The organism is Pseudomonas paraveronii (assembly GCF_963681955.1).
Taxonomy (GTDB): domain Bacteria; phylum Pseudomonadota; class Gammaproteobacteria; order Pseudomonadales; family Pseudomonadaceae; genus Aquipseudomonas; species Aquipseudomonas paraveronii.
Map to the genome: position 1 here is coordinate 3,639,279 of NZ_OY817130.1, position 14,819 is coordinate 3,654,097.

Here is a 14,819-nt window from a genome sequence, read left to right on the forward strand (position 1 = left end):
GTTAGCCGCAGAGCACGGCGGCGCGTACCGGGTCGATGGCGACCAACGCCGCCAACAGCGCTTCGGTGCGCCGGGCGAGCGTGGGTTTGTCTGCATCGGTGCGCTGCGCTTTTAGACGCAAGAGCTTGAGCAGCCGGGCCTTGACCTCGAAATTCAGCTCCGGCTCCCAGTCCGCCAGCGCGTGGTGCTGCGCGGTAGCGTCCAGTTCGGCCAATACGTGCAGGGCCAAGTCGCCCTTGCCGTATTGCTCGGCGACACGCGCCATCAGCAGGCGCAGCAGCCAGCGTTGGCGCCCGGTCTGCACGCCCGGCCGGGCCACCAGCCAACCGAGCGCCACGTCCACGCCCTCTCTGTCGGCCTGGGCCACCGCCTCGTCCTCCAGCGACAATATCTCGGCATCGCTCGTGGTCAGCACCGCCTTCGGTGCCGGTAGCCATTGCTGCGTGCGGTTGCCACTGACGTGCTGGGTGATCCAGTCGCGGGTTGTCTCATCGGCGAAGGGCGTGCCGTCGTTCCAGTGCAACAGTTCCAGCCCCGGCAAGCGTTCGAGGAACATGCCCAAGTCACGCTTGATGATGTCCGCCCAGCCGTCATGTGGTGCGGGTTGTTTGCTCAGCGCCTGGTACAAGTACCACTGCAAATCCAGCCAGAAGTGGTTCACGCTCTCGGCGTACATTCGTTCGACCTGATCGAGTAATTCAGCCCAGCGTTGTTGCAGGTAAAGGCGCTTGAGCTGCGCCCGATAATCACCCCGGGGAGACGCCAGCCGCGTATTGCCGCTGGTTTCCTCCAGCGGCACCTGGTGTACCGTGTCCCAACGCAAACTTTTCATCAGCCGATGCGCCGCCAGCCAGCCCTGGGGCTGCTCGCGTAGATAACCTGCCAACGCCCTGCCACTGTCCAGCAGGTCGCGCCCGGACTTGATGCCCGTGGCGCTCGGCGCCGCCGTCTGCACAGTCGATTCGTGACTGGCGCTATGCTGCGGCACGAGCGCGTCAACCCCTCCGGACTGCGTCAATCGAGTGGACAACGCGCCGTACAGCGCACCGAGTGCCGGGCGCTGATCCTGCGGCCAAGCCTCAAGCCCACGCTCCAGCCAGGCCAGCGCCGCCACCGTGCGCTCGGCTTCGCTGCGCACCACTTCGGGGTACAGCGACAAACTGTCCAGCACCTTGCCGCCGGCCAGCCATTCCAGCGCCATCTTGCGGCTATTGGGCCGCGACGGCAGCACATCGGCGGCGAAACGTTCCACCAGCGCGGCGAGCAAACCGAGCCCATCCGCCAACCCGGCCTCGCCGTCCTTCTGCACGCGTGCCCACAGGTAATACGTAGCGACGCGCAGGTCTTTGCAGGTGTGGATCAGCAGCTGTTCTGCCAGTTGAACCACCCGTTCGGCATTCGCACCGGAGAGCTTGTTGACCTCCTCGCGCATGCGCTGGAAGTCATCGTCATAGCCTGGGTCTTCGCCGACAGGCGAGTCTGCGCTGATCGGTTGAAGCCACGTCTGCCAGCGCTCGGCTTGGCTTCTGGCCAGAGCTACGGGGTCGCGCTCGCCCAGGCAATGGGTGATCAAGGTGTACAGGCTCATTCAAAAACCCCGTTCTGCGCATACGGCACTTGCGCGGTGCCCTGGGTGAGGAAGATCTGTGGTGGCAACGTGAAGTGACGCAGCTTGAGCAAGGCCAAAGGCCCCGCGCCCAGTTCGGTACGCAGGTTCCACGTCAGGTTCAAACCATCGGGGGCCTTGAGGACCATGCGGTAGCGGCTATCGCCGTCGTCCAGGGCGGTGATTCGAGCTTTTTCCAGCAAGCGGATCAGGCCCCAAGTCCCCTGGTAATCACCGAACAGGCGCTCGCCCGTATGGATACTGGTCCAGCTCAGGCTGGCGCCCGGATGGTCACCGCGCCCTGGCCAATTGAAACGCTGCCAACGCTCTTTCTGGTTGAAATACTGATGGTGTTCGCCATTGAGGATGAAGGTGGTTTGCACGACATCTCGCACCGGTTTGCCTTGAAGCTCGAAGCTCAAACCCATGCCGCCGTCGGTATAGATCACGTCGGCCAGATGGCTCAGTTGGTTAATCGCCGCCAGAAACTGCGGATTAATCCGCAACCCCTGGCTATGGCGCGGGTCGGCGACCCAGCGGCTGCCTTCCTTGCGCAGCACACCGCTCAGTTGGCTGCGTAAAAACTGCTCGATACGCCCGGAGTCGGCGCGAATCATCTGCCCCAGCATCGGCAACGAGGAATCGCTGACGGTTTGCGCAAAGGGGTAGCGCCCAGCGAAAGCACTCTGCCAATCACCAACGATTGAGCGTTGCCACTGACTATTGAGCCCGGCAGCCGAGGGTTGCAACACCCGTTGCCACGCTTCATCTAAAGGCTGCACAAAAAGCGTATGGCCGACCCTATTCCACTCTGCTCCCAGGCTGGCCGCAATCAGGCTGGCGTAGGACTGCGTGTCTGTCAGGTCGACGCTCTTGCCTTGAAACACTGTTTGCGCCAGGGCTTGGGTCATTTCCTGCGGATCAGGCGCATTGCTGACTTGCTGCAATTTCAGGCGCAGCCTGGTGACGCGGGTCAGGAACGCCTGCAGGCTCAAGCGGTCATTGTCGGCCCTGGCCTCGGGGTCTTTGCCGAGCAGGCTCAATAACGGCCCGAAAGTCGCCTCCAGCGGACTGCGCGGCGTTTGTGCCAGTTGATCAATCATCGGCCCATTGTCCTTGGCGATCAGCTTTTGCGCGGACTGTATCAACGAGTCGGCCAGGGCCTGGTTGCGAGTGCCGGCCTGCCCTTGATAGGCCAGCGTGTTCATCAGGGCAATCAGCGGCGATTGGCGCACATCAGCCATCAGAGTGAGTTGGTCGATCGCATCGGCCAAGGTATTGGCGGGGTTCCAGCGCAGGCTGTTGAGAAAGCCCAGCCAGGCACTGGCGTAATCCTGGAAGTAACGCTCGGTAAGCCGCTCTCTGAGTTCATCCGGGGTCAGCTCGGCGGCAATATCGCTCTGGTTATCGCTGAGCACCCAGTCGATTTCTTCGCGACGCGCGTCGGCGATCGCATCGATGGCTTGGCGCACCTGGCCCTCCCAGGCCTGGCGCGTGAACACGCCCGGCACACTGGCTTCGGTGTAGAACAGCGCCAGAACATCGGTTTCACCCACCATGTTTTGCACGCTTAGCGCTGGGTATTGATTGGCCGCTGTGTCGAGGACCTGCTGGTAAAGACTGGTTTCGGCATTGCGCTGGCCCAACAGCCCAAGCAGAACCTGTCGGGCCTGAGCAACCGGCCTCGGGTCAGCGTTGATCGCCCAGGCCGGGTGCGCCGCCAAGTGCTCGCCATAGAACTGCCACAGGTTAGGCGCCAGGCTTTGCCAAAGTCCCGGCGATACACCGTCGCGCACCGGTTCGGCGTTGCCCAGGGCTTTGGTCAGGAACGTGGCATCGGCTTTTTGCGGGCGCGCCATCATCAGGTAGGCCTTGAGCTGGTCGTAGGCCCCGCGGGCGCGTTCGGCGCGCTCGGGATTGTCCGGGGCCAGCTTGACCAGGGCCGTGAGCTGCTGGCGTAAAGCGGCGGCGGCCGGGTCGCGGATCAGGCGGTTGTTGGCGTCGACGTAGCGTGGCCACACCGTTTCAAGCAGCGCTGGGGTTTGATTCAGGCCGAAGCGTTGGTACCACGGAGCGCCGTGTTCGGCGCGGTAATCCAGGCGCGCCAGTTCGCGCATCAGATCGTTGAGTGCGCTGAGTTGCTCGTCGTTACTGCCCGACTGCTGCAATGCCGCCAACGAACTTTGCACCTGGGCGATTTGCGCACGGTTGCTGACAAACGACAGCAACAATCCGGCGCCCCATAACGTCGCCAAACCCAACACCAGCGCAAAGCCAGCGCGCGGCACGCTCCAGCCCAGCCGGCGGCCACTGGCGTTATCGCCGAGTACGCCGTGCCACACCGGGGCGACCGACCATTCCTGTTGTTTGTCATGCGGCGAGCGCTGTACCGGCAGGCTGAACCACAATCCACGCAACGGCACACCACGAGCAAAATCGCTGCCTAGGGGCGTCAGCGTATGACGCCAGCGGGCGATGCCTTCGCTCTTTAAATCGCGGGACAGGCGAAGCAGGAAGTCATGCTTCATCACACCGTTCATCTGCGCCAAGCCCTCGCGCCGCAAAGGCTCCAGCAAACGCGTCAGGGCGGTTTCCACTGCCGCCGCCGTGAAGCGCTCGGGCAACCGGCAGCCCACCGGCTGCGCCTTGTGCGTGTCCTGCGGCCATGTACTGTCGCAGACCTGCCACAGGTACAACGGCAACTGCCAGTGTAGGTCACGGGCAAGGCGCTGCACCTGGCGTACACCTTTACCCATCGCGGCATCGTCGGCGGCCTGGGTTTTGTTCAGCGCCCAAACCACCCCGTCCAGCGCACGCCAGCGGCTCAGCCCACGCCAGTGCTTAGGGAATGACTGATCCAGCGCGGCCTGGGCACTGCCACCCCACAACAGGACCGTGCCTTGGCCTTCGAGCCATTGCTGATCGGCCAGGGCTGGGGCGATGGCTTCGATTTCGGTGGGTTCGCCGATGATGAGAAACAGGCGAATTTTGCGGCGCCAGAAGAGGCCGTAGGTGTCGTGTAGGTGCTCGCGCAGCTCTGATAGGTGAGCAATCGGTTGGCGAGGCATAACCATCTGTGAGTCTGCCGGGGGATAGACCTTATCCGCCCGCCCCTGCTCGCGGTGGTTTTGACGTTTGAGATGCACTAACAACCGAGGTGCCAGAAAGCCCACCATTGCAATGGTGATAATCAGCAGAAAAACCAACAGCTTGTGGTGATTCTCAGCTAGCCCGACCTGATCGCCATAACGCCAGATCACCCAGCCCAGCGCGGCTAGCAGCGTAATGATCCACACTGCTGCCCCCGCGCGGCGCCATGAGTTACTCCAAACGTTCATGCCAACTCTCCCGTGGTAATAGTGCTCATCCAGTGCTGCGATTCTTCTCGTGCCAATACCAACAAAGGCTCACGCTGACGCCGGGATATTTCCACACCCAGCGCAGTTACTAGCCAGTGACCGAGCGGGCCCGATAGCCCGCACAGACTTTCCTGAATCCACTGCTGCTCCGCCTTGAGCGAAGCACCATGGGCGGCTGCTACGGCAAGTATTTTTCCGGTCAGTGGCTGCCAGTCGGTGGCGTCGACCAACATGCCGGTTGCTCGGCAAGCGCTCACTTGGGTTTGCAGAAACAACGGTAACTCGCTGTCCAGCGCGTCGATATCCAATGGCATTGGCCGCAACAAACCAGCCGTGATCGGTAGCTCCAAGACGATTGCCAGGCTGTCCGGGCATAGCAGCAAGGCGGCAAGCCCGTCGGAGTACGAGTCATCACCGTGCACCTGGAGCACCAGAATCAACTCAATGGCTGCGGTGGCGGCCTTCAACGTTTCATCGATCCACCAGTACGACAATTCGCTAGCCAAGGTGAGCGTTGCAGGTAGCGGTCGGCTCACCGTGATGGTCCAGGTCTGCTGCCAGGCATCGCGCAAGGCTTCATATTCGCTGGGATCAACATCACTCAGCAGTGTGACGTGCAGTTCTTGCCCCGTCGGTAACGCATGCAGTGCCGGCACCAATGCCTGAATCAACATCTGCAATCCGGCTTGATCACGTTCCGGCGCTACAGGCAAAGCCGCAATACGCCGTGCTTGCCCTGTGCGGGGAAGCAAATCAAAGGAACCCTGAGTTAATACGCTCGCAGACACCTGATCAGGCAGCAGCACACAACTGGCAGACACTGCCAGGTGGCGCAGAGCCCAACCCTGCCAGGAACGCTGCGAACTATGCGCCTCCTCCTCCAGAAACTGGCAATGGCTCAGCGCAGTCCCATAGGCATGGGCACGCGCAGCGAACGCCAGGATCCAGACCACCAATGGCGAAGCGGACAATGCCCAAATGTTGAGCGTACTCAGTAACGGCATCCGTTCGGAGGCATGCAGCAAAAACAGCAGCACACAGACCAGCACCGCCATGAGTGCCGCCAATAGCCAACGACCCAGCACCGGCGGTTTTGGAGCGCCCACCACATGAGGTGCCTGACGATCCCAGCCCATGACTAACCCACCCCGCAATCAGGAGCGCTGGAAATCACCTGGCAATCGCACTCACAGCGGCAGCCGTTGACCACCATCGCCCGATCACCCTCAGACCAGTCCGGACAGCCATCAACAATCTTGTTGATGCCATGCCCCGGCAGCGGGCAACTAACTTCGTCTCCGACCAGTGCTACTCGCTTGCCATTTACGATCATCGTGGATGAGGCCGATATCACTTCTCCACCATGGGTGGTTTTATCACCCAATAAAACAAATCCTTGGGACATAAACTTCTCGCTCCATGGGTCATGTACTCGGGCGCCCCATGCACTCGAGTTTTCTGCAATGCTTAAATCGGATAACGCAATCAATTAGCAGTCATTGGCTCGCTACGTTTAAATGAGCAAAAACTCACTTGAACTCAGAATTTGCGATACCGAATTTGTATGAGCAAGATCACCATCGCCATACTGGAAACTCGACTTCACGCAAGGGGTGGGCGCTGATCGGCAAGGGTTGCGTTAGCCCATCACTGGTCGTACTTTCCCGGAATATCCGCCCGTCAGCACCGACCAATCGATAGTCATACACCGGCAAGGCATTACCCCATTCATCCACAATGAGGTAGTGACCGAAATCAGGTTTGTCAGGTGAAGGCAGCCACTCAGGTAATAGTTGTGGGCGACGGTCCGGGCATTTTTCGTATTGCCAAACCGATAAACATTCGCGAGCACGTCCTGTCCGCAGGCTTTGTAGTTTCCAGAAGTCTGGCTGTGATTGACGTTCTGCCACGACACTCCCGTCGGGATAGGTGAATTTGGTGTGGTTACCCTCTTTTTTTTCCTTTGGTTGCGTGGAGTAAACCGCGAAGTCCGAATGCAGGATGGGTTCGAAATAGACCCGGCGAGCTTGTGGCGCTTGATACATGAGATAGGTATCACCCTCACCTACAAGACTAATACGCTTGTTATATCCACCCAAAAAAGCTTCTTTTATCCAAGGGAAATATTCCTTCTTAATCGTCAAATCTCCGTCAACTTTGATATCCGCCCCACCCCGTGGCGAGTCGTTGTAGTCAAATATCACAACCACGCCCCCGCCTCCCCCAGAGGTCACATTCTCGCCAAAACGCGTCGGATCGGCATAAACCACGCCAAAGGTCACATTCGCCAAATGCCAGCGGCACGCGCCACCGCCATCTTTCGGTAGTTCCACTTGGTAGAGATCACTCTGCCCCTGGCGCTCCAGTTCCTTGTAAACCGAGTGATGACCATCCCGTTCAGTGCGCTGGCCGCTGGCGCCGTAGTCGACACGCTTACAAATGGGCGAGCGATACATCACCCACATGGTTTCGCTTTTCAGCTCCTTGGGCAGTTTCACGGTGACGGTTATTTTTTCGCTGTTAGCAGGCGGGGCCAGGCTGTGGTCCTGACGGCATCCACTGAGACTGAAAAACATCGCGCACACAACCATAGACATGCGGTGGAACATGCGCATGTTCTTGGCGACATCAACGGGGTCGACAACTGAATGCTGCATAGACGACATCACCACCTCCACACAGGGAACTCGACTTCGCGCAAGGGGTGGGCGCTGATCGGCAGCGGTTGCGTGAGCCCATCACTGGTCGTTTTTTCTAGAAATATCCGCCCGTCAGCACCGACCAATCGATAGTCATACACGGGCAGGGCATTACCCCATTCATCCACAATGAGGTAGTGCCCTAAATCAGGTTTGTCAGGTGAAGGCAGCCACTCAGGTAATAGTTGTGGGCGACGGTCCGGGCATTTTTCGTATTGCCAAACCGATAAACATTCGCGAGCACGTCCTGTGCGCAGGCTTTGTAGTTTCCAGAAGTCTGGCGTCGATTGACCATCTGCCACGACACTACCATCGGGATAGGTGAAAGCGGTGTGGTTTCCCTCCTTTTTTTCCTTTGGCCCCGCCGAATAAACTATGAAATCGGAATGTATGACTGGTTCGAAATATACCTGCCGCGCCTGTAATGCTTGGTAACTGAGGTAAATGCTGCCCTCGCCGGCCAAGCCCACAGTTTTTTTGTAAGGCCCCAAAAACTCTTCATCGACCCAAGGGTAGTAATCCTTCTTGATCGTCAGATCGCCTTCAACCTTGATATCAGCCCCACCCCGTGGCGAGTCGTTGTAGTCAAATATCACAACCACGCCCCCGCCTCCCCCAGAGGTCACATTCTCGCCAAAACGCGTCGGATCGGCATAAACCACGCCAAAGGTCACATTCGCCAAATGCCAGCGGCACGCGCCACCGCCATCTTTCGGTAGTTCCACTTGGTAGAGATCACTCTGCCCCTGGCGCTCCAGTTCCTTGTAAACCGAGTGATGACCATCCCGTTCAGTGCGCTGGCCGCTGGCGCCGTAGTCGACACGCTTACAAATGGGTGAGCGATACATCACCCACATAGTTTCGGTTTTCAGCTCCTTGGGCAGTTTCACGGTGACGGTTATTTTTTCGCTGTTAGCAGGCGGGGCCAGGCTGTGGTCCTGACGGCATCCACTGAGACTGAAAAACATCGCGCACACAACCGTGAGCAGGCGGAGGAACCGGATTTCGTCCTTTCGCGTGTGAATAGGCTTAACCATAGGTTTTCTCGTAATAAGCTTTTGGGTCGGCAATGGCGTTAAAGCGCTGCAGCGCCTCGGCGCCACCTGCTACTTGCTGGGTGATATGCAGGGCTTGGTCTACCAGGCGCTGTAAGTCGAGGAACACGCGATTGCGAGCCAGTTCGTCCTCGTGAATGCTCCCGTAGTAATCCTTTAGCTGTTGTTCGAACTTGCGCCGTTGGACCTGTCGCTCCAGCAACGGATCGCGCTCTGCATCAATCGATTCCAGTAATTGGTTATGGATATAGGGTTGGTATTGCGACATGAAGTGATCGCCAATACGCGGCATTCGACCCGTCGCCGGGTTGCTGTAGCGAGGGAAGAACCGGGCCCGGCTTTCGGCGTTCAGCGATGTGTTCAGACACTGCGTGGCCTGCTCGACCTGCTGGTCACCGTCCTCGCTCAGGCTGGGGACCAAATACAGCTTGGCTTTTTCCGGCAGTTCGTAGGCGATAGTGCTGCGATAAGGCGTGCCATCGGGTTTGCGGTAAGCGGGGTATGGTGTGATCTCCTGTTGCTGGTGTTGCTCGGCCCGGAAAAACATGGCGATCTCACCGTGATGGCTGAACGGGTCTTCATGTTTGAATACTGCGCTGGAGACGGCTTGACGTAGCGACCAACTAAACCCGGCGAGCAGGCCGACAGGGCCATAGGCGTCATATAGGTAATTGTCCAACGCGGCCTCGGGGGGGACGCGAGGAATGGCGTCCATGTCATTGACATGGCGAAAGTGCCATAAGTCGCCCAAAAACTGTACGGCGTGGAGGGTGAAGGTGCGGGGCATGCCGTAGGTGTAGAGCAGGGGGTTATGGTTTTTCAGCGAGGCCGCGTGGATGAGGCCGAGGGCGCCGCCCAGGCTATGGCCGCAGATGAACAATTTTTTATCGCGAACACCACCAAGAATCGTCTTGCCAAAATCAGTATCAAAAACTCTTCTCGCTACCTCAAATGCATCGCGAAAGCCAAGGTGCACACTGCCCACAGCAGTAAGGTCAGGGCAAGGAACCTTAGGCTCGCAAACCGCAGCGATCTCCGGTTTCACAGGACGAAAGGTCGCATCGGTGATGAGGTCAGCAAGCCCTTCCATCTCAGTGCCACGCCAAGCCACCAACACTTGGGAAACACTGATAGCGTAAAACAACTGGGTATGACCTTCCGGCACGTCTGCCTTAGCGGTATCCAAGGCTTTGATCGTCAAATAACGATCACTGAAAGGCACATCAACCACCACACATGGCCATGCCTGGCCGTTATCCCAAACCCGAGGTGTACGTGACAAATCCAGGCATTGCTGCTCGAAAAACTCGTTGACGGAACCCAGTTCGCGTTCATCCCGCGTGCTATACGCCAGAATACTCATCAACCCCAGGTTGTAGGCATTGACCAGGCTGTACCCAGACTGGTGATGCAACATCAGAGACCAGGCGCGAAATGGGCAGACTTCCAGCACATGACGACGGTCCAGTTCATCGCCACTGACGGTGAAGCCACGATAATTCGGGTCTGGAAAGTGAAAGGTAGGTGGCCGCTTTGGGTCCGACACGGGTGGGTGAAGGGTCGGCAATTTGTCGCATAACTGGCCGACACGCAGATAGTGATAGCCATGCCCGGCAGCGAGCGCCTGCTTCTCGATAGGCGAGAAACCCGAGCGTTGCGGGCCATACATCGGTGTGCGCTCCCCAACACCCGGTCGGGGCGGCTCCGCACGTTCGGCGCGCAAGCGCCGGGTTTGCAGTTGCTCGGCTAAAGAATCGGCACCCATCAGCAGGGTAATGGGCAACGGGTGCAGGCCGTCGATGCGAATCACACCCTCGGCATCACTACGCCCCACGAACTCAGGCATAAAGCCCTCGCGTGTGGCCTCATTACGTACACGATAGGGCAGATTCGCCAGGGGGTCACCCTGCTCGTCCAGCAACTGGAGTTCTATCCAATGCTGTTTCTGTTTCCCTCCGATGAAATCCTTGCTCGGATTGAGGGTATCCGTGCGGTGCATTGGATCGTTCATATAACCCCTTAAAAAATTAATGTTTCCTGAGCAATCACCCGGTCAATTGAGTCAATCGGGGTAATCAACCCCAAACTTCACAACACACCACTTCGGCCTAAAAACCCATTAATAAAAATTAATATCCCGAATAACAAAAAAACCGCCACTCCGACTGCCCAACCAAAACAATACCTGGTCGCGACTTATACCCGACAACACTTAAAGCTCTCAAATTCGCATCACGCCTCACTTTTGACCCTTTCGATTTCAGCCTTTAGCTCGGCCCACACTTTCGCACTAACAATCCGTATTAATCGCCCCATCACACCAGATAGACATTTACCGACCCTCCCCTGCTCGCCCCTCTTCTTGACCAAGGATTCAATATCAGCCACCAACTGCTCCTTATCGAAATACCAGCAAACAGGTGGCACTGGCGCCAGCATATTACTGACGCATACAGGAGCCACTCTCTCAAACAAAGCAAACTCAATCTCCTCAACGGAGTAATTCTTTGCCACCCCTGCAATGTGCTTGTAGTCAACATTGGTATCTACAAACAAATCAGAGAGTGCAGACCAGAGTTGATGCTGATCTAATTGACTTTCCATTTAGTAAACTCTTCTATTTCATCGTCGAGGGAGTCCGCTAGTTTCGAGGCCGCCCAGCCAGAGGCAATCCCGCCCGCCAGCATTAAACCGATCGCACAAAACGGCGCGCCGGGCCCGCATACGGTAGAGACGGCAAAACTCGCCAAGGTAGTTCCTGCAAAACCACCGCTTATCGCAATACCCTGCTTGATCAACTCTTTCTGCTTATTCTCTGCATTCGCGATCTCGTAGGTTGCATAAGCGACCGTCACGACAATCAAAACCTTACCAGAGATTTTTAACACTCGATTTAAAGTATTAAATCCCGTGTTAGGCCTCGCCGAAGACTCTACGATTTCGTAATACATGGCATTTTTTTGCTCAGCATTGAGCGCCGCAAAGCTTTTACCAAATTTTTTGCCGGCTTTTTCGTCCAATAGCTTTTCTAAATCCGGAGAAACAACCTTCCTTTTCTCTGCAATAGCCCGTCCGGGCACTGAGGTTTTCTGCCTGGTTTCCGCCATGATTTTATTTCGTGCTTCGTAGCAGAATTCCGCAGCCTCCTTTATTGACACTTCCCCCGCATTGACTTGCGCCAACACCTGCGCCTTGACTCGCTTGACATTGCTGTTGTAGTTATCACGCTGCTTCGCATCATTTATAAAGCCTGAAGAAAACTTGAGCGCTGCCCCCTCAAAACTTTCAAGAGCGCGTTCCAAAGTATCATCGTCAACCTGATGATCTTGTCGAGCCATATAGTTCTGGTAAAAAGCATCCATATTATTTACTCCCCTAGCTCTCGTAGCAGTTCGTCTGCAGTGCTAGGTAAGTCTTCTTGATGCTTCGGGCATTGCACCTCGAACTTGACGCAAGCATTACCCGTAAAAGAATAAAAACTTGCTTTGTTTTCACCATCAAACTCGCCCTCCAACACCTCGCCATCATCCATGGTCGCGGTGCATTTTATGCCTTGATAATTTGATTTCGACGGGGCAGAAAAGCTGATCCACTTTTCAGTCTCTGGCAGCTCGATTTTCAAGTTCCCCGGCAACGCGGTATGAACGCTCATCGTCTTGCCATGCTTGTCGGTTACTCCATTGAATACTTCACCTTGCTGAGTGGTTATCCGGTAGCGGCTGAATCGCAACGCTGCCTGGGCCGCGTCTTTCACGGTGTAGCTAGCCGCGTAACCCGTCGGCAACGCTGACGCTGGAGTATTGAGACTGGTGCTGCCAAACTTTTTTACATCGGTAGCTTTTAGGTAGATGTTGCCAGGTGCTCCCAGCTCTATATCGCCGTCCTTTAAACGGATATAGGCACCGCCACAGTTGAGCACCAGTTCTTGCGGGGCCTTGATTTCTATACGGCCTTCGATGCTTTCGATCTTAACGTCGGTCTTTGCCAACGCATGGAGGTTACTGCCCTGAGCGTGCAGTTCAACTTTGCCTTGAGCCGCCTTGAGTAGCAGCTCGGCACGTTGCGCAAATACGCTCACACCACCTTCAGCGGTTGCGGTGATGTCGTGCCCGGCGCTAATGTCCGTGTTACGTGCGGCCATAATGCCCACGCTCTCCCCTCCGGAAGACAGGCATATGGCCCTTGGACTGAGCACGCCAATACCCGCCGGGGCATGGAGCAGAATACAGGGCTGCGCTAACCCTTGGAGCCGTTGCTGAAGGCCAAGTTGGCTATCGGTGTCACCGGGATTCACTTGGCCACTGCTGGCCGCTTGTGCCATTGAGCGAGCCAATGACAACGCACCCTCCAGTTGCGCGATAGCGGCAGCCATATCCAGTTGTTTACCTCGGACTTGATCCTGTTCGTCCGCACTGATAAACAAACCTTTCCCCCCACGGATCGCCCCCCACCCATCAGTACGCAACTCAAACCCTTCCCCACGCTTTTTACGCTGGGCATCCACCAGATGCCCCAGATTCAGCTGACTCTTACCGCCATACTCCGTACTCAGCTTCACGTGCTCCTGCCCCCGCGTGTCATCCATCCGAAGCTTGTTATTCGCCGGAGTACGCAGCACGTTGCGTTTGTAATTGCGCAAAGTCACATGATCAACGTGCTGGCTGTCATGCAACGCGTGGGCGATGTAAGGCCGATCCGGGTCGCCCTGCTCAAAGGCGATGGCGACTTCAGTGCCGGGGATCAACGGCAAGTGCAGGCCGTGGGTATCCCCGGCGTAGGGTCGGGCCAGGCGTAGCCAGAGGCTTTCTTCGCCGGGTTTCCAGGTGTCGCGGTCGAACAGGAAGTTGACCTTGTAGCGCCCTTCGATGTCGATGTGCCCGTAGGGGTCGTTGGCCTGCGGGCTGGTGACGCGGGCCGGGACGGTGCCGGCGATTTGCGGTTTGTCTTGCAGCTCCGGGCGAAAGCACACGGTTTCCGAGTAGGGAATGGCCTCAAACGTCACTTCGTAACTGGCGTCGCGAGCGGCGCGGCTGATCAGTTGGGTGATCACCGCACCGGGGGCGAAAGCCTGTGGGGCGCCGCCAGAGATGTTCAGGACCTGGCCGGGCTCCAGGGTGGCGCTACTGCTGACGCCGTTGAGTCGCGTTTGGCCGTTGAGGTAACGCTCGTGACGCAGGCGCGCGTAAAAATATCCGCTTTCGCTTTGCAGGTCCTCGTCATGGGCGTAGCGGTCGCCCATGACGGTGTAGGGTTCGGCGTAGTGATACGCCTCGCCATAGGTGCCGTTGGCGCCACGGGTTTGGTCGATATCACCGTTCAGGTGAGCGTTGGCCACGCGATGCTGGTAGGTGCGGATATTGACGTGCTGTTCCACCACTTGGTGGCTCGATTGCAGGGCCCACACACCGTCCTGCCCACTGCTGCTGAGCCCGGATTGCGGGCGGTAGGCCAACGCCACGTCAAACTGGTAGTGACGCTGGTCATCGTGAAATTCCACCACGTCGATGTTCAGGCGTTCGTCGCTGGTGAAGCGGTACCAGATGCCGACGTCGGCCAGCAGGCGCGAGATGAAGGCCAGATCGCTTTCGCCATACTGCATGACCTGTTCGCGTTTGGGGTATTCACGCACCAGGCTGAAAAGGAAGTCCTGGCCTTCAAAATCGTGGCGGCTGCGCAGGATGCTTTCGACGATCTGCGGCACTGATTGATGCTGGTAGATGCGAAATTGTCTGCCTTGGCCGAGTAGAGCCAGGTGCGGTTGCAGGGTGATTTCGTAGCGGGCTTCATCAGCGGAGCCGGACAGGCGTTTGAAACCGGTGACTACCCCGTGAAGCGTGCGCAATGGGCCGCTCGCAGGAAGGTTAAAGCCACGCATGGACGCGTTTTGTGGGGCGCCATGCAAACTAAAACTGGCGTTTTGACCGAGCATCTTTTCGACAGCGATATCGCCGTCGGTGCTGGTGAACTCTATGCGATAGGTGAACGGTTGGCTCAGTCCCTCTTTGCCCTCAAAGGCCAGGACGTCAAGCAGTGCATCGACGTCACGCACGCTGAGTGTGTGCCGGCTGTGGTCGTAGAAGCTGCGCAGTTGGTTGAGCAT

Annotated in this window: 10 protein-coding genes; all 10 read right to left on the bottom strand. The window is 57.6% G+C overall.

The window, feature by feature from the left end:
- Position 1: 1 nt before the first annotated feature.
- The 10 genes from tssA to U5A08_RS16735 all read right to left on the bottom strand — a co-directional run bounded on the left by tssA (position 2) and on the right by U5A08_RS16735 (position 14,819).
- Positions 2–1,588, bottom strand: coding sequence for a type VI secretion system protein TssA (gene tssA, locus U5A08_RS16690; RefSeq protein WP_321847516.1), 1,587 nt, complete (start codon positions 1,586–1,588; stop codon positions 2–4).
- Positions 1,585–4,680, bottom strand: coding sequence for an ImcF-related family protein (locus tag U5A08_RS16695; RefSeq protein ID WP_425262806.1), 3,096 nt, complete (start codon positions 4,678–4,680; stop codon positions 1,585–1,587). The genes tssA and U5A08_RS16695 overlap by 4 nt, the downstream gene beginning before the upstream one ends.
- Before the next feature lie 260 nt (positions 4,681–4,940).
- Positions 4,941–6,101, bottom strand: a complete 1,161-nt coding sequence (locus U5A08_RS16700; protein ID WP_321847518.1) for a KPHS_23130 family T6SS system protein — start codon at positions 6,099–6,101, stop codon at positions 4,941–4,943.
- A 2-nt stretch (positions 6,102–6,103) separates the two neighbouring features.
- Positions 6,104–6,370: a PAAR domain-containing protein gene (locus U5A08_RS16705; protein ID WP_253396497.1), complete on the bottom strand. Its 267-nt coding sequence runs from the start codon at positions 6,368–6,370 to the stop codon at positions 6,104–6,106.
- Between the two features lie 169 nt (positions 6,371–6,539).
- Complete coding sequence (locus U5A08_RS16710; protein ID WP_321847519.1) at positions 6,540–7,631, bottom strand: hypothetical protein; 1,092 nt, start codon at positions 7,629–7,631, stop codon at positions 6,540–6,542.
- Complete coding sequence (locus U5A08_RS16715; protein ID WP_321847520.1) at positions 7,631–8,701, bottom strand: hypothetical protein; 1,071 nt, start codon at positions 8,699–8,701, stop codon at positions 7,631–7,633. Before U5A08_RS16715 ends, U5A08_RS16710 begins: the two co-directional genes overlap by 1 nt.
- The gene (locus tag U5A08_RS16720) at positions 8,694–10,730 is read right to left on the bottom strand and encodes a lipase family protein (RefSeq protein ID WP_321847521.1); all 2,037 of its coding nucleotides are present in this window, start codon (positions 10,728–10,730) and stop codon (positions 8,694–8,696) included. The genes U5A08_RS16715 and U5A08_RS16720 overlap by 8 nt, the downstream gene beginning before the upstream one ends.
- A 221-nt stretch (positions 10,731–10,951) precedes the next feature.
- Entirely contained in the window at positions 10,952–11,323 is a 372-nt protein-coding gene (locus U5A08_RS16725) for a DUF7079 family protein (protein ID WP_253396502.1), read from the bottom strand.
- Positions 11,308–12,081 (bottom strand): hypothetical protein, encoded by a 774-nt coding sequence (locus U5A08_RS16730; RefSeq protein WP_253396504.1) that lies wholly within the window; start codon positions 12,079–12,081, stop codon positions 11,308–11,310. The genes U5A08_RS16725 and U5A08_RS16730 overlap by 16 nt, the downstream gene beginning before the upstream one ends.
- Positions 12,082–12,086: 5 nt before the next feature.
- Positions 12,087–14,819: a type VI secretion system Vgr family protein gene (locus U5A08_RS16735; protein ID WP_321847524.1), complete on the bottom strand. Its 2,733-nt coding sequence runs from the start codon at positions 14,817–14,819 to the stop codon at positions 12,087–12,089.

What these genes read in the sequence shown, in the direction of transcription:
- U5A08_RS16705 (WP_253396497.1), bottom strand. Translation starts at nt 6,370, where the DNA reads ATGTCCCAAGGATTTGTTTTATTGGGTGATAAAACCACCCATGGTGGA.
- U5A08_RS16735 (WP_321847524.1), bottom strand. Translation starts at nt 14,819, where the DNA reads ATGCTCAACCAACTGCGCAGCTTCTACGACCACAGCCGGCACACACTC.
- U5A08_RS16725 (WP_253396502.1), bottom strand. Translation starts at nt 11,323, where the DNA reads ATGGAAAGTCAATTAGATCAGCATCAACTCTGGTCTGCACTCTCTGAT.
- U5A08_RS16720 (WP_321847521.1), bottom strand. Translation starts at nt 10,730, where the DNA reads ATGAACGATCCAATGCACCGCACGGATACCCTCAATCCGAGCAAGGAT.
- U5A08_RS16695 (WP_425262806.1), bottom strand. Translation starts at nt 4,680, where the DNA reads ATGGTTATGCCTCGCCAACCGATTGCTCACCTATCAGAGCTGCGCGAG.
- U5A08_RS16700 (WP_321847518.1), bottom strand. Translation starts at nt 6,101, where the DNA reads ATGGGCTGGGATCGTCAGGCACCTCATGTGGTGGGCGCTCCAAAACCG.
- U5A08_RS16710 (WP_321847519.1), bottom strand. Translation starts at nt 7,631, where the DNA reads ATGTCGTCTATGCAGCATTCAGTTGTCGACCCCGTTGATGTCGCCAAG.
- U5A08_RS16715 (WP_321847520.1), bottom strand. Translation starts at nt 8,701, where the DNA reads ATGGTTAAGCCTATTCACACGCGAAAGGACGAAATCCGGTTCCTCCGC.
- tssA (WP_321847516.1), bottom strand. Translation starts at nt 1,588, where the DNA reads ATGAGCCTGTACACCTTGATCACCCATTGCCTGGGCGAGCGCGACCCC.
- U5A08_RS16730 (WP_253396504.1), bottom strand. Translation starts at nt 12,081, where the DNA reads ATGGATGCTTTTTACCAGAACTATATGGCTCGACAAGATCATCAGGTT.